General features: G+C 64.6%; 17 protein-coding genes and 4 tRNA genes. 17 read left to right on the top strand and 4 right to left on the bottom strand.

Annotation, left to right across the window (positions count from 1 at the left end; translation table 11 throughout):
* Positions 1–16: 16 nt before the first annotated feature.
* Positions 17–706 (top strand): demethylmenaquinone methyltransferase, encoded by a 690-nt coding sequence (locus tag Q4G50_RS04200; protein WP_303376391.1) that lies wholly within the window; start codon positions 17–19, stop codon positions 704–706.
* On the opposite strand, the gene Q4G50_RS04195 is transcribed toward Q4G50_RS04200, so the two are convergent.
* A complete protein-coding gene (locus Q4G50_RS04195; RefSeq protein WP_303376390.1) occupies positions 693–1,931 on the bottom strand; it encodes a geranylgeranyl reductase family protein in 1,239 nt (412 codons plus the stop codon). The two genes, Q4G50_RS04200 and Q4G50_RS04195, sit on opposite strands and share 14 nt — an antisense overlap.
* Before the next feature lie 92 nt (positions 1,932–2,023).
* Between Q4G50_RS04195 and Q4G50_RS04190 the strand changes: the two genes are divergently transcribed.
* The 9 genes from Q4G50_RS04190 (at position 2,024) to rplA (ending at position 7,166) form a co-directional block, all read left to right on the top strand.
* Positions 2,024–3,040, top strand: a complete 1,017-nt coding sequence (locus Q4G50_RS04190) for a polyprenyl synthetase family protein (protein WP_303376389.1) — start codon at positions 2,024–2,026, stop codon at positions 3,038–3,040.
* A gap of 75 nt (positions 3,041–3,115) precedes the next feature.
* Positions 3,116–3,200 (top strand) — tRNA-Tyr (locus tag Q4G50_RS04185).
* A gap of 741 nt (positions 3,201–3,941) precedes the next feature.
* Positions 3,942–4,014, top strand: a tRNA-Thr gene (locus Q4G50_RS04180).
* Positions 4,015–4,080: 66 nt separating this feature from the next.
* A tRNA-Met gene (locus Q4G50_RS04175) sits at positions 4,081–4,152 on the top strand.
* An 80-nt stretch (positions 4,153–4,232) separates the two neighbouring features.
* A tRNA-Trp gene (locus Q4G50_RS04170) sits at positions 4,233–4,308 on the top strand.
* Between the two features lie 112 nt (positions 4,309–4,420).
* Positions 4,421–4,744, top strand: coding sequence for a preprotein translocase subunit SecE (secE, locus tag Q4G50_RS04165; RefSeq protein ID WP_303376388.1), 324 nt, complete (start codon positions 4,421–4,423; stop codon positions 4,742–4,744).
* A gap of 114 nt (positions 4,745–4,858) precedes the next feature.
* Positions 4,859–5,761 (top strand): transcription termination/antitermination protein NusG, encoded by a 903-nt coding sequence (gene nusG / locus Q4G50_RS04160; RefSeq protein WP_303376387.1) that lies wholly within the window; start codon positions 4,859–4,861, stop codon positions 5,759–5,761.
* Between the two features lie 191 nt (positions 5,762–5,952).
* Complete coding sequence (gene rplK, locus Q4G50_RS04155; RefSeq protein ID WP_303376386.1) at positions 5,953–6,387, top strand: 50S ribosomal protein L11; 435 nt, start codon at positions 5,953–5,955, stop codon at positions 6,385–6,387.
* 71 nt (positions 6,388–6,458) lie between these two features.
* Complete coding sequence (gene rplA / locus Q4G50_RS04150; RefSeq protein ID WP_303376385.1) at positions 6,459–7,166, top strand: 50S ribosomal protein L1; 708 nt, start codon at positions 6,459–6,461, stop codon at positions 7,164–7,166.
* A gap of 167 nt (positions 7,167–7,333) precedes the next feature.
* On the opposite strand, the gene Q4G50_RS04145 is transcribed toward rplA, so the two are convergent.
* Both Q4G50_RS04145 and Q4G50_RS04140 read right to left on the bottom strand, forming a co-directional pair.
* The gene (locus tag Q4G50_RS04145) at positions 7,334–9,325 is read right to left on the bottom strand and encodes a PTS glucose transporter subunit IIABC (RefSeq protein ID WP_303376384.1); all 1,992 of its coding nucleotides are present in this window, start codon (positions 9,323–9,325) and stop codon (positions 7,334–7,336) included.
* Complete coding sequence (locus Q4G50_RS04140) at positions 9,322–10,962, bottom strand: alpha,alpha-phosphotrehalase (protein WP_303376383.1); 1,641 nt, start codon at positions 10,960–10,962, stop codon at positions 9,322–9,324. Before Q4G50_RS04140 ends, Q4G50_RS04145 begins: the two co-directional genes overlap by 4 nt.
* A gap of 114 nt (positions 10,963–11,076) precedes the next feature.
* On the opposite strand from Q4G50_RS04140, the gene Q4G50_RS04135 reads away from it, so the two are divergent.
* From Q4G50_RS04135 to Q4G50_RS04125, 3 genes are read left to right on the top strand one after another with little or no spacing between them, the layout of a single operon-like run.
* The gene (locus tag Q4G50_RS04135; RefSeq protein ID WP_303376382.1) at positions 11,077–12,987 is read left to right on the top strand and encodes a heavy metal translocating P-type ATPase; all 1,911 of its coding nucleotides are present in this window, start codon (positions 11,077–11,079) and stop codon (positions 12,985–12,987) included.
* Positions 12,988–13,021: 34 nt separating this feature from the next.
* Positions 13,022–13,591 carry a TetR/AcrR family transcriptional regulator gene (locus tag Q4G50_RS04130; protein ID WP_303376381.1) on the top strand — a complete coding sequence of 190 codons (570 nt, stop codon included), beginning with the start codon at positions 13,022–13,024 and terminating at the stop codon, positions 13,589–13,591.
* On the top strand, positions 13,588–14,193 hold the full coding sequence (locus tag Q4G50_RS04125) for an SIMPL domain-containing protein (RefSeq protein ID WP_303376380.1): 606 nt from the start codon (positions 13,588–13,590) through the stop codon (positions 14,191–14,193). The genes Q4G50_RS04130 and Q4G50_RS04125 overlap by 4 nt, the downstream gene beginning before the upstream one ends.
* Here Q4G50_RS04125 and Q4G50_RS04120 read toward each other — a convergent pair.
* A complete protein-coding gene (locus Q4G50_RS04120) occupies positions 14,190–14,510 on the bottom strand; it encodes a DUF6508 domain-containing protein (RefSeq protein ID WP_303376379.1) in 321 nt (106 codons plus the stop codon). The two genes, Q4G50_RS04125 and Q4G50_RS04120, sit on opposite strands and share 4 nt — an antisense overlap.
* Before the next feature lie 295 nt (positions 14,511–14,805).
* On the opposite strand from Q4G50_RS04120, the gene rplJ reads away from it, so the two are divergent.
* The 4 genes from rplJ (at position 14,806) to Q4G50_RS04100 (ending at position 20,560) form a co-directional block, all read left to right on the top strand.
* Positions 14,806–15,321 (top strand): 50S ribosomal protein L10, encoded by a 516-nt coding sequence (gene rplJ, locus Q4G50_RS04115; RefSeq protein ID WP_303376378.1) that lies wholly within the window; start codon positions 14,806–14,808, stop codon positions 15,319–15,321.
* 75 nt (positions 15,322–15,396) lie between these two features.
* Positions 15,397–15,786: a 50S ribosomal protein L7/L12 gene (rplL, locus tag Q4G50_RS04110; RefSeq protein ID WP_303376377.1), complete on the top strand. Its 390-nt coding sequence runs from the start codon at positions 15,397–15,399 to the stop codon at positions 15,784–15,786.
* Between the two features lie 91 nt (positions 15,787–15,877).
* Positions 15,878–16,810 (top strand): DUF3068 domain-containing protein, encoded by a 933-nt coding sequence (locus Q4G50_RS04105; RefSeq protein WP_303376376.1) that lies wholly within the window; start codon positions 15,878–15,880, stop codon positions 16,808–16,810.
* A gap of 249 nt (positions 16,811–17,059) precedes the next feature.
* Positions 17,060–20,560 carry a DNA-directed RNA polymerase subunit beta gene (locus tag Q4G50_RS04100; protein ID WP_303376375.1) on the top strand — a complete coding sequence of 1,167 codons (3,501 nt, stop codon included), beginning with the start codon at positions 17,060–17,062 and terminating at the stop codon, positions 20,558–20,560.
* Positions 20,561–20,651: the final 91 nt, after the last annotated feature.

The following is a 20,651-nucleotide window of genomic DNA, read 5'->3' as shown; positions in this document are numbered from 1 at the left end:
CGCCTAGACTGAACGGGTGGCTAAGGCAGACCTGGACAAAAAACCCTTCGACGTGGCGTCAATGTTCGACGCCGTCGGCGAGAAGTACGACCTGACCAACACCATCTTGTCCTTCGGGCAGGACGCGCGCTGGCGGCGTCGCACCCGCGAGCGGCTCAACCTCCAGCCGGGGGAGAAGGTCCTCGATCTGGCCGCCGGCACCGCCGTCTCCACCGTGGAGCTGGCCAAGTCCGGCGCCTGGTGCGTGGCCTGCGACTTCTCCCAGGGCATGCTCGCCGCCGGCCGGGAGCGCGACGTACCGAAGGTCTGCGGCGACGGCATGCAGCTGCCGTTCGCGGACGACACCTTCGACGCCGTCACCATTTCCTACGGCCTGCGCAACATCCATGACCATGAAGCCGGCCTGCGTGAGATGGCGCGCGTGACCAAGCCAGGCGGCCGCCTGACCATCGCCGAGTTCTCCACCCCGGTGGTGCCCGTCTTCGGCACCGTGTACAAGGAGTACCTCACGCGCCTGCTGCCGCAAATGGCGCGTGTGTTCTCCTCCAACCCGGACGCCTACGAGTACCTCGCGGACTCCATCCGCGCCTGGCCCGGCCAGGAGGGTCTGGCGCAGGTGATCAACGCCAACGGCTGGGAGAACGCCGGCTGGCAGAACCTCAGCTTCGGGATCGTGGCACTGCACTCGGCCACTAAGCCGTTGTAGACCACAGCGGCGTATCCCGTCGCACCCGGGACACCGCCCCGCCAGCCAGCCGCCAGGCGCGGGCGATGAGGTCCCGGTCCTCGTCGCTGATGAGGTTGCCCATCAGGCGGGCGGCCGCCGGCATGAGTGCCGCCCCGATCGGACCGCGCAGGCCCAGCGGGCCGAAGATCGGCAGGAACTGCGGGTAGGTCAGCAGCCGTGCGGCGGTGCGCGCCATCAGAAAGGCCTCGCCGTAGTGTTCGCGCAGCACATGTGGCCACACGAGGGTCAGGTCACGGCCCTCCTGCAGCAGCCCGACCGCCAGTTCCGCCGATTCGAGACCGTAGTCGATGCCCTCGCCGTTGAGGGGGTTGACCAGGGCGGCGGCATCGCCAATGAGCATCCAGTTCGGGCCGGCAACGTTGGAGACAGCCCCGCCCATCGGCAACATCGCGGAGGCTACATCCTGCTCGGGGCCCAGCTGCCATTCCTCGCGCTTCAGTGCCGCATAGTGGGCAAGCAGCTTCTTCGTATTGACCTTCGCAGGACGCTCGTCAGTGGATAAAGCGCCGGCGCCGAGGTTCACGCGGCCGTCGCCAAGCGGGAAAATCCAGCCGTAGCCGGGCTGGACGGTGCCGGTGTCGTCGAGAAGCTCGACATCGGAATGGATCCACGGTTCCGTCGACAACGGCGTCTCGCAATAGGAGCGCGCCGCGATGCCATACACCTCGCCGCGGTGCCACACCCGACCGAGCTTCTTGCCGAACGTCGAGCGCACCCCGTCCGCCACCAGGATCCACCGCGCCCGCACCTGCTTATCGACGCCCCCCACACGCACCGTCACCAGTTCACCGTCCAGGTCCAGGGCCGTGGCGTCCTCCCACAGGTTCGCGCCGCGTTCCACGGCGGCGCGGACCAGCAGATGATCGAATGTACTGCGTGGCATCGCCGAACCGACCGTGCCGTAATAACCCTCTGGCCACGGTGCCGTCACCGCCCCGCCGAAACCTCGCAGCTTCAGCCCCTGGTTGCGGTAGTCACGGGTGACCTCCTCCGCCAGGCCGAGTCGGTGAAGGGCGTGAATGGCGCGCGGAGTCAGGCCATCGCCGCAGGTTTTGTCGCGGGGGAAGGTGGCGGTATCGATAAGCAGAACATCGAACCCCGCATCAGCCGCATGGATCGCAGCCGCCGCACCCGCAGGACCCGCACCAACGACAAGGACATCCACCACACTCATGCGCCCCATTGTGGCACCCCAACTACGGTGAACGGCAATTGTGGACTACGGTTGAACGCGATCACCATCACCCGCACACCTCGTTGCAAGGACATTCCGACATGACCCACGGCACAACCGACCAGCCCCGCCCGGCCGGGCATGTGGACCTGGGAGACGCCGAGCTCAACGACCGCATCGCGGCCGGCATGACTGAGGTTGAAGTCCTGCTGCGCGAGGAACTGGCCAAAGGCGCGGACTTCCTCGCCGACAAAGTCACCCACCTGCTCGCCGCCGGTGGCAAACGATTTCGCCCCATGATGGCACTGCTGGCCTCTGAATACGGGCCGCGCGCCGGCTCCGTTGAAGTGGTCAAGGCAGCAGCCGCGTTGGAAACCGTCCACCTGGCCACCCTCTACCACGACGATGTCATGGACGAAGCCGAGCTACGCCGCGGCGTCGACTCCGCCAACGCGCGATGGGACAACGCCGTCGCCATCCTGGCCGGCGACATCCTCTTCGCCCACGCCTCCCGCCTCATGGGCGAGCTGGACACCCACACCGTCAGCCACTTCGCCACCACCTTCCAGGACCTGGTCACCGGCCAGATGCGCGAAACCATCGGCGCCGACGACCGCGACCCCATCGAGCACTACCTGGATGTCATCCGCGAGAAGACCGGCGTGCTCATCGCCTCCTCCGGCTACCTCGGCGCCTACCACGCCGGCGCCTCCGCAGAACACTCCGATGCCCTGCACAAGATCGGCATGGCGGTAGGCATGATCTTCCAGATCGTCGACGACATCATCGACATCTTCTCCGCCCACGAACAATCCGGGAAGACACCCGGCACCGACCTGCGGGAAGGCGTATTCACCCTTCCTGTCCTTCACGCGCTGCGCGAGGACTCCGAGGTGGGCGAAGAACTGCGTGGCCTGCTCACCGGGCCTTTGACCGCGGATGAGGACGTCGACCGCGCGCTCGAGCTGCTGGGACGATCCCAGGGCCGCCAGAAAGCGCTTGCCGACGTCCACCGCTACCTCAACGAGGCCGAAACCCAGATCGCGCGCCTCCCGGAGTGCGCCGCCACCGATGCTCTGCGCCTGCTCGCCGATTACACCATCCGGCGCGTGGGCTAGTTTCTATGCTGTGACCAGCCGATTTGCTAGTTGATCGGTACGTCATAGTAAAGTGTGTAGCGCACCACGGTGCTTGCCAGGTTGCCCGAGCGGCCAAAGGGAGCGGACTGTAAATCCGCCGGCATAGCCTTCAGAAGTTCGAATCTTCTACCTGGCACCATTTAAAACCCACCCGGATCCCCCGGGTGGGTTTTTCATTGGTGGGTTGGTGGGTAGTAGCAACTCAATGCCAGCGGGTAGGCGCAGGTCAGGTGCTAGATCTGCACAGTTTCAGGCAGACAATTTGTCCCTTAAGCCGGGAGTAGCTGTGGGGGAGCTATGCAACGGTCATTTTCCTGCCCTGGCCATGGCGTACCCCGAATTCCGGACACGCATTCTGCTACTTAGTCCGTTCCGGGGTGTGCAACTCAATGTCGCGGACTATCCGCAGGCCAGCCGCGAGATCTACACGCTCTCAGACACACATTGTGTCTCTTAACCTTGTCGCGTCTGCGTAACGTCAGACGGGAGCTGGAGGTTAGGCCCGGAGTACTGGGCGTAGGCGTGGGTGGGTGTCTGACGTTTGGCACACCGGGGCGGTAGGTGTGCTCGGGCCCGGGGGTCGTCTGCGTAACGTCAGACGGGGGCTGGGGGTTAGGTGCGGAGTTCTGGGCGTAGGTGTGGATGGGTGTCTGACGTTTGGCAGGCCGGGGCACCCCGCACCACGTCCCCCACCCCGCCCAAGCATGCTCCCAAGGGGGCACTTTAAAGGGTCTAGAAAAGGTGTTTATGGGCCGTTATGGAACGCCCAGAAATAGGCTCCTACCTGCCGATTTGTGTAAATACCGCGTATCGGGTTAACCTTTACAAGGCTTCAACGGAGCGGCCAAGAGAAATCAAGGCCAAAGCTACTAGAGGCTGTGCCCCCTTAGCTCAGTCGGCAGAGCGTTTCCATGGTAAGGAAAAGGTCATCAGTTCGATTCTGATAGGGGGCTCTGTTTCTTTTCTCCCTCGGTCGCGGGCTCACCGTCGGTGGCTGGGAGAGTGTGAAGCAGCCATCTGGCGGTGTAGCTCAGTGGTAGAGCAAGCGACTCATAATCGCTGTGTCGCGAGTTCAATTCTCGCCATCGCTACTGGTTCGCCGGCCGGCGGGAGGTTCCGTGAGGGAAATCCGGTCTGGTAGGGTAAACCGTGCTGCGAAAGCAGTGCACCTAGGGGCGTAGCTCAATTGGCAGAGCAACGGTCTCCAAAACCGTAGGTTGCAGGTTCAAGTCCTGTCGCCCCTGCCAACACGGGCCGGTACTGAGGTTGTCCTCGGTACCGGCCCGTTCTGCTTGTTGAGGGGGCCCTCTGGTAGGCTCATCAAAGTTCTATCCGTGACGACCATCTGCGAGGAGCGCTGTGACCGATCAACAGCCCAATCGGCCCGGTGTGGCCCGCCCGACGGGCAAGCGTCAGCTGACCGGTGTCGGCACGACCACCAGCTCCTCCTATGAGGCGAAGCGTGTGGCGAAGACCGCGCCGGAAGACGAGAAGCCGGGCGGTGGCGTCACCGCTTTCGTGCCTGAGGTCGTTTCTGAGATGAGGAAGGTCATCTGGCCGACCGCTCGCCAGATGGTGGTGTACACGCTGGTCGTGTTCGCTTTCCTCATCGTGGTGACCGCACTGGTTTCTGGTGTGGACTTCGTTGTCGGTCTGGGAGTTGAGGAAGTTCTTACTCCTTAGGTAGAGTAAACACCATCAGTTTTTATCCCGCCGGATCCGCCCTGGGTCAGGCGGGATTATTCATTGGGCAGTGGCCGGTAAGCTGGCCCCAAAGGCCCTACACAGGAGACACGAATGAACGACGAGATCACCAACTACGAGTCCGAGACCGAGATCCCTTCGGAGGAGACCAGCGCCGCCGAGCAGATCCTCGGCGATGACGCCTCTAACGTGGATGAGACATTGGCCACTGAGCCGGCTGTCGCGCCGAGCACCGACGAGGACATCCCCGAAGAACAGGCCGAGGAGCAGACCGAGGAGTCGGCCGAGGAAAAGGACGATCTCGCGGCTGCTGCGGCGGCCTTGGGCGATACCACCGAGGAGGATTCGGAGGCCGAGTACCGTCGCCGCCTGCGTCGCTACGTGTCTGAGCTGAAGAAGCTGCCCGGTGACTGGTACATCATCCAGTGCTACTCGGGCTATGAGAACAAGGTGAAGACCAACCTTGATATGCGTGCTCAGACCCTGGAAGTCGAGGAGTACATCTACGACGTGGTCGTGCCGATCGAGCAGGTCATCGAGATCAAGGACGGCAAGCGTAAGACCGGCAAGCGCAAGCTGCTGCCGGGTTATGTGCTGGTCCGGATGGAGATGAACGATAAGGCGTGGTCCGTGGTGCGTGACACCCCGGGTGTCACCAGCTTCGTGGGCAATGAGGGCAATGCGACGGTGGTGAAGCACCGCGACGTCGCTAAGTTCCTGATGCCGAAGGAAGCTTCCGTCGAGGGTGAGGCCGCGGCTGTGACCTCTGACGGTGAGAAGGTCGTCGCCATGCCGGAGGAGCAGGCGAAGCCGACCGTGGCCATCGACTTCGAGGTGGGCGAGGCTGTCACCATCCTCACCGGTGCGCTGGCGTCCGTGTCCGCGACGATCTCCGAGATCGATCCGGTCACCGGCAAGATCCAGGCGCTGGTGTCCATCTTCGGTCGTGAGACGCCGGTGGAGCTGACCGCGGATCAGATCGAGAAGATCTCTTAAGGATTTGGGCACCACCTCCCTCGTGCCGTAGGCTTGACCCTCGCGCGTGTACACATGCGCGCATTCAAGCATTCATCCCCGGTGGCCGGGATACGCGAAGACCCAGTTGAGGCTGGTAGCGGGGCCCGGCATCCGGACGGGGGCCGTCATCATCGTGGCGGCCCACCGGTACCCAGGAACGAGGTAATCCGATGGCTCCCAAGAAGAAGAAGGTCACTGGCCTGATCAAGCTGCAGATCGAGGCTGGCGCCGCTAACCCGGCTCCCCCGGTCGGTCCGGCTCTCGGTGCCCATGGTGTCAACATCATGGAGTTCTGTAAGGCCTACAACGCCGCCACCGAGTCCCAGCGTGGCAACGTGATCCCGGTGGAGATCACCGTCTACGAGGATCGTAGCTTCGACTTCATCCTCAAGACCCCGCCGGCCGCCAAGCTGCTGCTCAAGGCCGCTGGTCTGCAGAAGGGCTCGGGCGTCCCGCACACCCAGAAGGTGGGCAAGGTCACCATGGCGCAGGTCAAGGAGATCGCCGAGACCAAGCAGAAGGACCTCAACGCCCGCGACATCGACGCTGCTGCGAAGATCATCGCCGGTACCGCCCGCTCCATGGGCATCACCGTCGAGGGCTAGTCCGTACAAAGAATCCGTGGCAGGGCCAGCTCCGGCCCGCTGACCACACAATCCGATAAGGAATTGCATCAATGAGCAAGAACTCCAAGGCATACAAGGCTGCTGCAGAGAAGATCGACAAGTCCCGCGAGTACTCCCCGCTGGAGGCCGCGAAGCTGGTCAAGGAGACCTCCTCCAAGAACTTCGACGCCACCGTGGACGTCGCCATGCGCCTGGGCGTTGACCCGCGTAAGGCTGACCAGCTGGTCCGCGGCACCGTCTCCCTGCCGCACGGCACCGGTAAGACCGTCCGCGTGGCCGTCTTCGCCGCTGGCGAGAAGGCCACCGAGGCTGAGCAGGCGGGCGCCGATATCGTGGGCACCGACGAGCTGATCGAGCAGATCAACGCCGGCACCATCGATTTCGATGTCGCTATCGCCACCCCGGATCAGATGGCCAAGGTCGGTCGCGTCGCCCGCGTCCTGGGCCCGCGTGGTCTGATGCCGAACCCGAAGACCGGCACCGTCACCACCGACGTCGCTAAGGCTGTCGCCGACGTCAAGGGTGGCAAGATCTCCTTCCGCGTGGACAAGGCCTCCAACCTGCACGCCGCTATCGGCAAGGCTTCCTTCGACGAGAAGGCTCTGGCTGAGAACTATGGCGCGCTGCTCGACGAGCTGCTGCGTATCAAGCCGTCCTCCGCCAAGGGCATCTACCTGAAGAAGATCACCCTGTCTTCCACGAACGGCCCGGGCGTCCCCGTTGACACCCACGTTCAGAAGAACTACGGCGAGGCCTAAACCCCTTCGCTTTTCGACGCCCCGTTTGCTCCTGTCGAGCAGGCGGGGCGTCGTTTGTGCTGCGGCGGCTCCGCCCAGGTGTCCATTTGGACCTGACGTTAATCGCCTGTTTTGGGCTCTTCCTGGGGCAATGCGGCGCTTGCGTCAGGTGCAAATGGACAGCCCGGCTACTTCGCCACCGGGTCGCGGCGGCCGAGGCGGACCTTCTTCACGGTGCGTTCGGCCTCCACGTCCGCGTCCTTGAAGCCAAAGAACCAGGTGAGTACGAAGGCGGTGCCCAGGGCTGCGGCGGAGGCGATCAGGAAGCCCCAGAAGCTGAAGTCCAGGCCGGCCGGGTTGACGAAGGAGGTGAAGCCGATGAGCGAGCCGGTGAAGCCCCACATGTTGACGTTGAACAGGCCGGTGAGCAGGCCGCCGACGAAACCACCGATCGAGGCCATGATGAACACGCGGCCGTACTTGAGGTTGACGCCGTACATGGCGGGCTCGGTAATACCACAGAACGCGGAGATGGCGGCCGGGCCGGACAGCGACTTGATCTTCTCCAGCTTCGTCTTGATGAAGACTGCGAGCACCGCACCACCCTGGGCGACCATGGTGGAGGAGATGATGGCGTTGAGGTAGGAGTTGCCGGAGGCAGCGATGTCCTGCGCCACCAGCGGAATGACGGCCCAGTGCAGGCCGAAGATGACCAGCGATTGGTAGAAGGCACCGATGACCGCGCCGGAGATCGTCGGGGAGAGATCATAGAGCGCCTGGATCGTGCTGGCGATGCCGGTGGAGATGAACATGACGATCGGGCCGAGCACCAGGAGAATCACCACGGAGACGATGATGACCTCGAGCAGCGGCACGAAGATCATGCGCAGGATGGCGGGGATGACCTTCTTCAGCCACGGTTCCACGATGGAGGCCACCCAGGCGGCGACGATGATCGGGAAGATGGAGTAGCTGTAGCTGGCCATGTGGAAGGGGATACCGAAGAAGTCGGAGTTGAGCGGCATGCCGAGGATGTTGGCGTCGGCTCCGCTGTTGGACATCTCCACCAGCGTCGGATAGGTAAGCACGCCACCGATAATCGAGACGATGATGGGGTCCGCGCCCAGACGTCGCGCGGCGGTGAAGCCGACGAAGATCGGCAGGAAGAAGAACACCGCGTCCGACATGGCGTTGATGATCTGGAAGGTGTTGGAGTCGTCGGTGATGACGTCGAACGTCAGCAGCAGCGAGAGGATTCCCTTGATGATGCCCGAGGCCGCCAGCAGGCCGATGATCGGGATCATTGAGCCGGTGATCACGCCGATGAGTTCGGAGAACCCGTATTTCACCCAGCCGACCGCGGTGGTGGGTTTCTCGCGGACGTCTTCGGGGGCGTCGTCGGTGGGGCCGAGCTGTGCCTCGATGGCATTGTAGACGTTTTCCACCTCGGGCCCGATGACCACCTGGTACTGGCCGCCGGCTTTCACCACGTCGATGACGCCGTCGAGGTCCGCGACCACGGCGTCGTCGGCTTTGGCCTCGTCCTTGAGGTAGAAACGCACGCGGGTGATGCAGTGGGTGACGGAGCGGACGTTATCCGCCCCGCCGATGTTGTTGATGATGTCCCAGGCCAGGGCGTCGAATCCGGTGAGTTCCGCGGGGCGTTGCTTATCGACGTCCCCGTCACTCACCGTCGCCACTTCCTGCTTCTTCTCCGCCGTCCGGGCGGTGCCGCGGGCGACTTTCTGGCCGAGTTCGGCGGCGCCGTAGTCAACGTCGAGGTTATCGAGCTTCTTTTTTGTGTTGGTGACAATCACCACGGTGGCGGTGGATTTCCCGGCCTCTTCGATGGCCGAGTTATCCATCGTGCCGATCTTGTCACCGGCGGAGACCTCATCGCCCTTGCTCACTGTGATCTCGAAGGGTTTGCCCTCCAGTTCGACGGTGTCGATGCCGAGGTGGACCAGGTACTGCAGCCCCGAGGGGGCCGTGATGCCGATGGCGTGGCCGGTCTTAGCCACCATGGACACCTTGCCGGTGACGGGGGAAACCACCTCACCGCCGGGGGTGTCGAGGATGCCGAAACCCTCGCCCATGGATTTGCCGGCGAAGACCGGATCAGGGATCTCGCTTAAGTCGATGATCCGCCCCGCGATGGGCGCGACCACGGTGTCTGTCATGACTGTGCTCCTTTAGCTATGACCAGCGCCTGGTAGGGCTGGAGAGTGGGGGATACCTCGGGGTAGTTGTTGCTCAGCACGGGGCCGTCCTCGAACCCGTCCGGAAGATTCAGTTGTTGGGGGTTGGCGGTGAGGTTGCACACCACCACCAGTTGCTCATCCCCTTCAGTGCGCAGGAAGGCATGCACCGCCGGATGCTCGCGGTCCCAGGCTTCGTAGTTGCCCTCGGCGATGGCGGGGTGCCTGCGCCGCAACTCGATAAGGTGCTGGTAGTGGCGGAAAATGCGACCGTTCGCCAGCTCATCGGCGACGTTGATGCGGTCCTGGTTCGTCGGCCTGAGCCAGGGCTCACCCGTGGTGAAACCAGCCGTGGGGGAGTTATCCCACTGGACGGGGGTGCGGCCGTTGTCGCGGGCGCGGGCATGGACGATGTCGAAGGCCTCGGTGGGGGAGAGGCCGGCGTCGATAAGCGAGGAAAAGGCATTGTGCGCCTCGACATCGACGTAATCGTCGATGGAGGTGTACTCGGGATCGGTCATGCCGATCTCCTCGCCCTGGTAGATGAATGGGGTGCCGCGCTGGGTGTGGGTGAGGGTGGCGAGCATCATCGCCGACTCCGCCCGCAGCGTGTCCGCATCCCCGAAGCGACCGACGGCGCGCGGCTGGTCGTGGTTGGACAGAAACAACGCGTTCCAGCCCCCGCCCGCCTGCATACCTTCCGCCCATTCGTTGAGCACCCGCTTCAGGTCCGCGGAATCGTAGGGCTTCAGTGCCCATTTCTGCCCGGCGGCGGGGTAATCGACCTTGAGATGGTGGAAGTTGAACACCATGTCCAGCTCACCGTTAGCCGGGTTGGAGTAGGCGACGCAGCGCTCGATACTCGTCGAGGACATCTCGCCGACGGTGACGGTGTCGGGCACCCGGCCGAAGGACTCGCGGCGCAGTTCCTGCAGGTAGGGGTGAACATCCTCGCCGTCGGTGTACATCACGCGCGGATCGACCCCCTCCGCCGAACTGAGCAGCTCCTCCTTCTTGCCGATCAGGTTGATCACGTCGAAGCGGAAACCCTTGACCCCCTTGTCCAACCAGAAATTGACGATGTCCGCCATCTCCCGGCGCACCGCGGGATTGCGCCAGTTGAGATCGGCCTGGGTGACATCGAAGAGATGGAGGTACCACTGCCCCGTGTCGCCGAAGGGGGCCCAGGCGCTGCCACCGAACTTCGATTCCCAGTTGGTGGGTGGACCGCCGTCCGGGGCGGAGGGGCGGATGATGTAGTAGTCGCGGTATTTTCTATCGCCAGCCAGGGCGCGCTGGAACCATTCGTGTTCGGTGGAGGTGTGATTGAAGACCATGTCGAACATCACGCCGATATCGTGCTCGGCGAGCCCGGCGATCATCTCCTCTACATCGTCCATCGTGCCCATGGTCGGGTCGATGGCGCGGTAGTCGGCGACGTCATAGCCGTTGTCACGTTGTGGGGAGACGAAGAAGGGGCTGAACCAGACCATGTCGGGGCCGAGCTCGGCGAGATAAGGGATGCGGCTGATGATGCCGCGGATGTCGCCGATGCCGTCGCCCGTCGAGTCCTGGAACGACCTGGGGTAGATCTGATAGATCACGGTGCGTCCGTCCATGGCCCCCAAGGTAATCAAAAACTAGTACCTTATGATGTGTACCACAGAAAGCAGGGCGGTGAGGGTAGCCTGTACTTGCTGGTCAAGGGCGTTTTTTGAGGTCATACTGAGGTTATGACCACTATCGACGCCCCGCCTGCTGCCACCACCCCCTGGGCGCTGTTCCTACGCTCCCGGGACGGGTTGATCACCATCGCCACCCTGGTGGCCATCGCCGTCCACCTGGTGTTGTGGTTCGGTTTCGGGCTGGAGGGCTGGGCGCGGGAGTGGCCGCTGGTGGTCATCGTGGTCATCGGTGGCCTGCCGCTGATGTGGGAGGTGCTGAAGTCGGCGATCAGGACCAAGGGTGGGGCGGACACCCTGGCCGCGGTGTCGATCATCACGGCGGTGGCGCTGGGGGAGTGGCTGGTCGCCGCGATTATCGTGCTCATGCTCTCGGGAGGGGAGGCGCTGGAGGAGGCGGCGTCGAAACGCGCGTCCGGCACCCTCGACGCGCTGGCCCGCCGCGCGCCGACCACCGCGCACCGGCTTATCGGGGGCAGCATTCTGGACGGCACCGAGGAGGTGGCGGTGGCCGACATCGTCCCCGGTGACCTGCTCGCCGTGCTCCCGCATGAACTGTGCCCGGTCGACGGTGAGGTGGTCGACGGCCACGGCGCGATGGATGAGTCTTACCTCACCGGCGAGCCCTATGTGGTGAGCAAATCGAAGGGCTCGCAGGTCATGTCTGGTGCGGTCAACGGTAATAACCCACTGACCATCGTGGCCACCCGCCCGTCGGAGGACTCGCGTTATGCACAGATCGTCGGTGTGCTGCGCGAGGCGGAGGAGAATCGGCCCGCCATCCGGCGCCTCGCCGACCGGCTCGGTGCGTGGTACACCGTCATTGCTCTCACCCTCGGCGCGGTGGGCTGGGCGTTCTCGGGGGATCCGGTACGTTTCCTGGCCGTGGTCGTGGTGGCCACGCCGTGTCCGCTGCTCATCGGTGTGCCGGTGGCCATCATCGGTGCGATCGCGCTGGCGGCCCGCCGCGGCATCATCGTGAAGAACCCCGGCATGCTGGAAAACGCCTCCCAGGTGAAAACGGTCATGTTCGACAAGACCGGCACGCTGACCTACGGCCGCCCCGTCATCACCGACATCCACACCGGCCCCGGCTTCACCGAGGATGAGGTTCTGGCGCTGGCGGCTTCCGTCGAGCGCTACTCCCGCCACCCGCTGGCCGAGGCGATCCGCGCAGGCGCGCAGAAGCGGGAACTGGAGCTGCCCGACGTCACCGAGGTCTCCGAACGCCCCGGCCAGGGCCTGACGGGCCGGGTCGGCGGACGGCACATCCGCATCACTAACCGCCGTACCGCCCATGAGATCGCCCCGGCCAGCCGCGAGCTCATCCCGCTCACCAGCTCCGGCATGGAGTCCATCGTGCTGGTCGACGACGCCTACGCCGCCATGATCCGCCTGCGCGATGAACCGCGCGCCTCGGCGGGTGAGTTCATTGCGCACCTGCCGAAGCACCACGACGTCGATAAGCTCATGATCATCTCCGGCGACCGGGAATCGGAGGTCCGCTATCTGGCGGAGCAGGTGGGCATCGGAGAGGTGCATGCGGGGGTCAGTCCGGAGGGGAAGCTGGCGATCGTCGAGAAGCACAATCAGCGGGGGCCGACGATGTTCCTCGGCGATGGCATCAACGACGCGCCCGCGATGGCGGTGGCCACTGTCGGAGTGGCGATGGGTGCGGATTCAGATGTCACCTCGGAGGCCGCGGATGCAGTCATTCTCGACTCCTCCCTGGAGCGCCTCGACGACCTGCTGCACATTGGCGCCCGCATGCGGCGGATCGCGCTGCAATCGGTCATCGGCGGCATGGGGTTAAGCATCATCGGTATGGTGCTGGCGGTGTTCGGCCTGCTCACCCCACTCATGGGCGCAATCGCGCAGGAGGTCATCGACGTGGTGGCGGTGCTCAACGCCGCGCGCGTGGCCGTGGTGCGGGGCCCGTTGAGTGATTTCGATGACCGTTGACAGGAGAGCTTTGACGGGCGCCTAGGCTAGAGACATGCCGAAGATCACCCGGGACACCGTCGAGGAGCACCGCGCCGCCCAGCACCGCGCGGTTCTCGACGCCGCCGGCCGCCTCATCGAGGCCTCCGGCGGCCAGGTCCCTTCGCTTGGAGAGGTCGCCGCCGAGGTCGGCCTCGCCCGCTCCAGCGTCTACGCCTACGCCTCCTCCCGCGTTGACCTGGTCATCCAGCTGCTGCTGGAGACCATCCCCGCTTGGACCGAGCGCGTCGCCGCAGCCATCGAGGCCGTCGGCGATGATCCCGCCGGGCGCGTGGACACCTACCTCGCCCAGACCCTCGACTTCTTCGTCGACGGCACCCATGGACCCCTCATGGCCGCCGCCCAGCAGCACCCGGAGGCGTTCACTGATGAGCGCGTCGTGGAATCCCATGAGACAATGGCCGCCGCCCTGCGGGCCGCCATCGCCGACTTGCCTGCCGATGCGGTCCCGCTTCTCGACGCCGCCGTCCACCGCGGCGCCGAACACATCACCCGTGATGGCGCCGACCGCGCCCGGGTGCTGGGGATGCTGCAGCGCATGGCGCGGGGGCTGATGCTCCCGTGAGTATCCAGTGCACCGGCACCGCCACCGGTGAGTTCCCCGCTGACACCGCCTTCCTGCGGATCCTGGTCTCCGGGCGGCACGTCGACCCCCAGCAGGCCTATCGCACCCGACTGGAAGCCCGCGAAGTGGTCCTCCGGGTCATCGCGGACACCACCCTCGTGGTCCGTGAGGAAAACGTCCACGAGAACTCGTGGGACGGCATCACACACGCCACCTGGGAGTGTGAGGTGGCTGCCACCGGCACCTTCGCGGGGCTCCAGGAAGTACTGTCCCGCCTCGCCGCCGTCCCGTCCGTCGGGGTCACCGGCCCCTACTGGCGCCTGTCCGCGGCCGCGCGGCAGGCCGCGCGTGAGAATCTGCTGGCGGAGGCGGTGCGGCGCGCTCGTCGGGAAGCGGAGATCATGATCGGCGCACTGGGTGGCACCCTCGGGTCGGTCCGGGCGATCCACAGCGGGCAGGACAGCGGTGCAGGCCCCGAACCGTGCATGCTGGCGGCCGAAGCGGGGGCAGGTGAACATCCGCCCCGCACCCTGGAGATGGACCTCGTGCCCGAGACGATACCGGTCAGCGAGTCAGTGACGGTCGACTTCGGGATCGGTTAAGGGGTCAGCTCCAGCCAACGCTCGATGAGCCAGGTGCCCCGGCCGGACTCGAACATCGCCACCCAGCTGCCCTGTCGGTGTTCCTCCTCGCGGGCCAGACCAGACAGCAATAGGAGGGTCGTCGCCCGGTCGAGGGTGGACGCCCGCTCGGGCGTGAGCGCGGCGTAGAGCTCCGCGCCCGTCTCCCAGGTGGGCCAGTCGTGCGTGCCGGGTCCGTGTTCCTCCAGGAAAGCCAGGGCGCGGGCGGCCGGTTCCTCCCAGGGGCCGTCATGTCGACGCAGATCGTCGACAAGCGAGGCGAGATCATCACGCATCATGCGCCCAGTCTTCCACGCGATTTGGAGCTGTGGGTGGGTGCGCGCTAACATCATGCACCGAAGTTTGAATCGGCTCCCTGTTGGGGGATCCGCGCTCAAGTTTCACCGAAGACCGTCGGTCATCCTCTCGCAGGATCGAAGGTTCCCAGGAATGGGACGGCCCACGCAGGAGACACTTTTGAGCTCACCTCCTTTCTTGAGGAGATGCGCGCCCTGTGCTCTTGCACGGGGCTTTTTTCATGGGAGAAAAGCTCCGGCGGATCAACACGACACGTAATTGGAAGGAGGCGAAGTAATGGCAAACGCGAAGAACACCGCCGAGCTCAACGAGCTCAAGGCAAAGTTCGAGGAGGCATCCTCTGTCGTCCTCACCGAGTACCGCGGCCTGACCGTTGCGCAGATCTCTGAGCTGCGCGTGGCTCTGGGCTTCGACGTCCAGTACTCCGTCGCCAAGAACACCCTTATCAAGATCGCTGCCCAGGAACAGGGCATCGAGGGTCTTGACGAGCACCTGACCGGCCCGACCGCCGTCGCCTTCATCAAGGGCGAGGCCGTCGACGCTGCCAAGGTGATGAAGAAGTTCGCCGAGGACAACAAGGCGTTCATCGTCAAGGGTGGCTACATGGACGGCAACGCTCTGTCTGCCGACCAGGTCAAGGCCATCGCCGAGCTGGACAACCGCGAGACCACTCTCGCGAAGCTGGCCGGTGCCATGAAGGGCAATCTGGCAAAGGCCGCAGGCCTGTTCAACGCTCCCGCTTCTCAGGTCGCACGCCTCGGCGCTGCACTGGCCGAGAAGAAGGAAGCCTAAAAGTCGCCGCACGGCGCACCATTTTCAACCCCCAATATTTCGGGCCCCACGGGCCCACAAAGAAAGGAAGCCACCATGGCTAAGCTCACCAAGGACGAGCTCATTGAGGCCTTCAAGGAGATGACCCTGATCGAGCTCTCCGAGTTCGTCAAGGAGTTCGAGGAGGTCTTCGAGGTCACCGCTGCTGCTCCGGTCGCCGTCGCTGCTGCAGGTGCCGCTGGCGATGCCGGCGCTGCTGCTGCCGAGGAGAAGGACGAGTTCGACGTCGTCCTCGAGGATGCCGGTGCCAAGAAGATCGGCGTGATCAAGGCTGTCCGCGAGATCGTCTCCGGCCTGGGCCTGAAGGAGGCCAAGGAGCTCGTCGAGGGTGCCCCGAAGGCCATCCTCGAGGGTGCCTCCAAGGACGACGCCGAGGCTGCCAAGACCAAGCTCGAAGAGGCTGGCGCCAAGGTTTCCCTCAAGTAAGAGGATCCCTTATCGTTGCAACCCCGCCTGTGTCCCGTGTGGACGCGGCGGGGTTGTCCCGTTTCCGGGGGTGGGGGGTAAACTCTGCCTCATGCTGCCTAAGTCCCGCCTGCTCTCCTTCCTCCTGCTCGGCGTCGGGGTCGCCCTGCTGGTGGCGGGGCTGGTCGCACCCCGTTTCATCAATGAGGACGCCAGGCTTCCGCTTGATCTGGGGGCGAGGACTTTTTCGCTTATCGACGACGCCGCGGACACCCGACTCCCCGATAATCGCGTGGCTACCGCCCCGGTCACCCATCAGCTGCACATGGAGATCCAGAACCCGGCCGATGAGGATTCCGCGACTGTGCGCGTCGGCGAGACGTTCATGCGCGGCAGCCAGCAGGAGGAGCTCGACCGCCTCATCAGCGCCGAGGTGTGGACCTACGGGGTGGACCGGGTCAGCGGCGAGTTCCTCACCTCCGCGACGCTGACCGACCAGCTGGCCAGCCCTGTCAGCGAAGTTGCCGTGGAGGGGCACTGGCTGAAACTGCCGGCCCCCGCCGAGCAAACCACCTATGAGGTCTTCGACCCCGCCCTGCGGGAGACCCGCCCGGCCGAGTTCGCCGAATCCCTCGAGATGAACGGGCGCACCGTCTACCGCTACCGCCAGGAGATCGAACCGACGAACCTGGCCACCCTCTACGCCTCGCCCTTTAACACCATCGACTTTGAGGACGGACAGGGCTACCGTTTCCACTCCGCCACCCGCGACATCCTCGTCGATAAACTCTCCGGGCTGGTCGTGGAGATCCGCGAGGACATCGACTCCTACTACGGCACCCTGGAAGGGGAGAAGCGCGAGCAGATCCTGACCTTCGAGGGCCGCATGCCCGCCGAGCAGGTCGAGGCGCACCTGGCGGACGCCGCCGAGGTGCGGGATCCGGCGACAGCTGACATCATCCGGTGGGTGATCGTCGGAATCGGCGCAGTGCTGGCACTGCTTGGCCTGGCGGGTGCGTTCGGCGCGTTCGGGCGGCGTCGATAAGCGAACTCGTGATAGAGTCCCGCACAACACCCCGGGGCTTTACAAAAGGCCTGACTTGATATAGGCTACTTCGTTGCGCTGGAATTCGTCTCTGGACTGCTCAGGAACCTTGTTTCAACGATCCGAAAAGATCGACTTGACAAGGTGATTTTGTGCTATCTGGGGACGGCTATTCCACAGCAGACCGAATGCTAAATCTACCAGCGGATTCGGTGGTTGTACGCCTAAACAGCCATCGTCCCGCGTGAGGTGCTGGAAGGACCCATCTTGGCAGTCTCCCGCCAGACCAAGTCAGTGGCCGATATCCCTGGAACTCCGAAGCGTTACTCGTTCTCCAAGTACGAGGAGCCGATCGAGGTTCCGGGTCTCCTTGACCTGCAACGTGAATCCTTTGCATGGCTGATCGGTACGCCCGAGTGGCGCGCCCGCCAGCAGGAGGAGCGTGGGCCGGAGGCCCGCGTCACCAGTGGTCTTGAGGACATTCTCGACGAGCTCAGCCCGATCCAGGACTACTCCGAGAACATGTCGCTGTCCCTGTCCGCCCCCCGATTCGAGGATGTCAAGTACACCGTCGATGAGTGCAAGGACAAGGACATCAACTACTCCGCCCCGCTTTATGTGACGGCTGAGTTCATCAACAACGAAACCCAGGAGATCAAGTCCCAGACCGTCTTCATCGGTGATTTCCCGATGATGACCGACAAGGGCACGTTCATCGTCAACGGCACCGAGCGTGTCGTGGTCTCCCAGCTGGTCCGCTCCCCGGGCGTCTACTTCGACCAGACCATCGACAAGTCCACGGAGCGCCCGCTGCACTCCGTCAAGGTCATCCCGTCGCGTGGTGCATGGCTGGAGTTCGACGTCGACAAGCGCGACACCGTCGGTGTGCGCATCGACCGTAAGCGCCGCCAGCCGGTCACCGTGCTGCTCAAGGCCCTCGGTTGGACCACTGAGCAGATCCAGGAGCGCTTCGGCTTCTCCGAGATCATGATGTCTACCCTCGAATCCGACGGCGTCGCCAACGTCGACGAGGCCCTGCTGGAGATCTACCGCAAGCAGCGCCCGGGCGAGCAGCCCACCCGCGACCTCGCGCGTTCCCTGCTCGACAACGCCTTCTTCCGTCCGAAGCGCTACGACCTGGCCAAGGTCGGCCGCTACAAGGTCAACCGTAAGCTCGGACTCGGCGGTGACCACGAGGGTCTGATGACCCTGACCGAAGAGGACATCGCCACCACCCTGGAGTACCTGGTCCGCCTGCACTCCGGTGAACGCACCATGACCTCCCCGGCCGGCGAGACCATCCCGGTCAACACCGACGACATCGACCACTTCGGCAACCGTCGTCTGCGTACCGTCGGCGAGCTCATCCAGAACCAGGTCCGCGTCGGCCTGTCCCGCATGGAGCGCGTCGTCCGCGAGCGCATGACCACGCAGGACGCCGAGTCGATCACCCCGACCTCGCTGATCAACGTCCGCCCGGTCTCGGCTGCGATCCGCGAGTTCTTCGGCACCTCCCAGCTGTCCCAGTTCATGGACCAGAACAACTCGCTGTCGGGTCTGACCCACAAGCGTCGTCTGTCCGCGCTCGGCCCGGGTGGTCTGTCCCGTGAGCGCGCCGGCATCGAGGTCCGCGACGTGCACCCGTCCCACTACGGACGCATGTGCCCGATCGAGACCCCCGAGGGTCCGAACATCGGTCTGATCGGATCCCTGTCCTCCTACGCGCGCGTCAATGCCTTCGGTTTCATCGAGACCCCGTACCTGCGCGTCGTCGACGGCAAGGTCACCGACGAGGTCCACTACCTCACCGCCGACGAGGAGGACCGCTACGCCATCGGCCAGGCCTCCACCGAGCGCGACGCCGAAGGCAACATCACCACCGACCGCGTCGAGGTCCGCCTCAAGGACGGTGACATCGGTGTGCGCGACGCCAAGGGCGTCGACTTCATCGACATCTCCGCCCGCCAGATGGTCTCCGTGGCGACCGCCATGATTCCGTTCCTCGAGCACGATGACGCCAACCGTGCCCTCATGGGTGCGAACATGCAGCGTCAGGCCGTGCCGCTGGTCCGCGCCGAGGCCCCCTTCGCGGGCACCGGCATGGAAAAGCGCGCCGCCTATGACGCCGGTGACATGGTCATCGCGCCGAAGGCCGGCGTCGTCGAGAATGTCTCCGCCGACCTGATCACCATCATGGACGACGAGGGCATCCGCGACACCTACCTGCTGCGCAAGTTCGAGCGCACCAACCAGGGCACCTGCTACAACCAGACCCCGCTGGTCAACATCGGCGACCGCGTCGAGGCCGGCCAGGTCATCGCCGACGGTCCGGGCACCCACAACGGCGAGATGTCGCTCGGCCGCAACCTGCTGGTCGCGTTCATGCCGTGGGAGGGCCACAACTACGAGGATGCGATCATCCTCAACCAGTCCGTCGTCGAGCAGGACATCCTCACCTCGATCCACATCGAGGAGCACGAGATCGACGCCCGCGACACCAAGCTCGGTGCCGAGGAGATCACCCGTGAGATCCCGAACGTCTCCGAGGACGTCCTGCGCGACCTCGACGAGCGCGGCATCGTCCGCATCGGTGCCGACGTCCGCGCCGGCGACATCCTCGTCGGCAAGGTCACCCCGAAGGGCGAGACCGAGCTGACCCCGGAGGAGCGCCTCCTGCGCGCCATCTTCGGTGAGAAGGCCCGCGAGGTCCGCGACACCTCCATGAAGGTGCCGCACGGTGAGAACGGCAAGGTCATCGGCGTGCGTCGCTTCGCCCGCGAGGACGACGACGATCTGGCACCGGGCGTCAACGAGATGATCCGCGTCTACGTCGCCCAGAAGCGCAAGATCCAGGACGGCGACAAGCTCGCCGGCCGCCACGGCAACAAGGGCGTCGTCGGTAAGATCCTGCCGCCGGAGGACATGCCGTTCATGGCCGACGGAACCCCCGTCGACATCATCCTCAACACCCACGGTGTCCCGCGTCGTATGAACATCGGCCAGGTCCTGGAGATCCACCTCGGCTGGCTCGCCGCCGCCGGCTGGTCCGTCGACCCCTCCGATCCGGCCAACGCCGAGCTGCTTCAGACCCTGCCCGAGGATCTCTACGACGTTCCCGCCCAGTCCCTGACCGCCACCCCGGTCTTCGACGGCGCCACCAACGAGGAACTCGCCGGTCTGCTGCGCAACTCGCGCCCGAACCGCGACGGCGAGGTCATGGTCAACCCCGACGGCAAGGCCATGCTTCTCGACGGACGCTCCGGCGAACCCTTCCCGTACCCGGTGTCCGTGGGCTACATGTACCTCCTCAAGCTCCACCACCTGGTGGACGAGAAGATCCACGCCCGCTCCACCGGCCCGTACTCCATGATCACCCAGCAGCCGCTCGGCGGTAAGGCCCAGTTCGGTGGCCAGCGCTTCGGTGAGATGGAGGTGTGGGCGATGCAGGCTTATGGCGCCGCCTACACCCTGCAGGAGCTGCTGACGATCAAGTCTGATGACGTCGTCGGCCGTGTCAAGGTCTACGAGGCCATCGTCAAGGGCGAGAACATCCCGGACCCGGGTATCCCGGAGTCCTTCAAGGTTCTCCTCAAGGAGCTGCAGTCCCTGTGTCTCAACGTGGAGGTCCTCTCCGCCGACGGCACCCCGATGGAACTGTCCGGCTCCGACGACGACGACCTCGACTCGGCAGGATCCTCGCTGGGCATCAACCTGTCTCGCGACGAGCACTCCGACGTCGACGCCTCCTAAACCTCTAACCCGATATTCGCCATTCAATCCCTCCCACACCGGGAGGGGAAAGGGAGTTACGTGTTCGACGTAAACCTCTTCGAAGAGCTCC

Source organism: Corynebacterium sp., from assembly GCF_030538285.1.
In the GTDB taxonomy this organism is placed as follows: domain Bacteria; phylum Actinomycetota; class Actinomycetes; order Mycobacteriales; family Mycobacteriaceae; genus Corynebacterium.
Note: the sequence above shows the minus strand (reverse complement) of the source record. Positions and strands in the feature narration are given on the sequence as shown.

What these genes read in the sequence shown, in the direction of transcription:
- Q4G50_RS04105 (WP_303376376.1), top strand. Translation starts at nt 15,878, where the DNA reads ATGCTGCCTAAGTCCCGCCTGCTCTCCTTCCTCCTGCTCGGCGTCGGG.
- rplJ (WP_303376378.1), top strand. Translation starts at nt 14,806, where the DNA reads ATGGCAAACGCGAAGAACACCGCCGAGCTCAACGAGCTCAAGGCAAAG.
- rplA (WP_303376385.1), top strand. Translation starts at nt 6,459, where the DNA reads ATGAGCAAGAACTCCAAGGCATACAAGGCTGCTGCAGAGAAGATCGAC.
- rplL (WP_303376377.1), top strand. Translation starts at nt 15,397, where the DNA reads ATGGCTAAGCTCACCAAGGACGAGCTCATTGAGGCCTTCAAGGAGATG.
- Q4G50_RS04135 (WP_303376382.1), top strand. Translation starts at nt 11,077, where the DNA reads ATGACCACTATCGACGCCCCGCCTGCTGCCACCACCCCCTGGGCGCTG.
- Q4G50_RS04120 (WP_303376379.1), bottom strand. Translation starts at nt 14,510, where the DNA reads ATGATGCGTGATGATCTCGCCTCGCTTGTCGACGATCTGCGTCGACAT.
- rplK (WP_303376386.1), top strand. Translation starts at nt 5,953, where the DNA reads ATGGCTCCCAAGAAGAAGAAGGTCACTGGCCTGATCAAGCTGCAGATC.
- Q4G50_RS04130 (WP_303376381.1), top strand. Translation starts at nt 13,022, where the DNA reads ATGCCGAAGATCACCCGGGACACCGTCGAGGAGCACCGCGCCGCCCAG.
- Q4G50_RS04145 (WP_303376384.1), bottom strand. Translation starts at nt 9,325, where the DNA reads ATGACAGACACCGTGGTCGCGCCCATCGCGGGGCGGATCATCGACTTA.
- Q4G50_RS04190 (WP_303376389.1), top strand. Translation starts at nt 2,024, where the DNA reads ATGACCCACGGCACAACCGACCAGCCCCGCCCGGCCGGGCATGTGGAC.
- nusG (WP_303376387.1), top strand. Translation starts at nt 4,859, where the DNA reads ATGAACGACGAGATCACCAACTACGAGTCCGAGACCGAGATCCCTTCG.
- Q4G50_RS04195 (WP_303376390.1), bottom strand. Translation starts at nt 1,931, where the DNA reads ATGGGGCGCATGAGTGTGGTGGATGTCCTTGTCGTTGGTGCGGGTCCT.
- Q4G50_RS04140 (WP_303376383.1), bottom strand. Translation starts at nt 10,962, where the DNA reads ATGGACGGACGCACCGTGATCTATCAGATCTACCCCAGGTCGTTCCAG.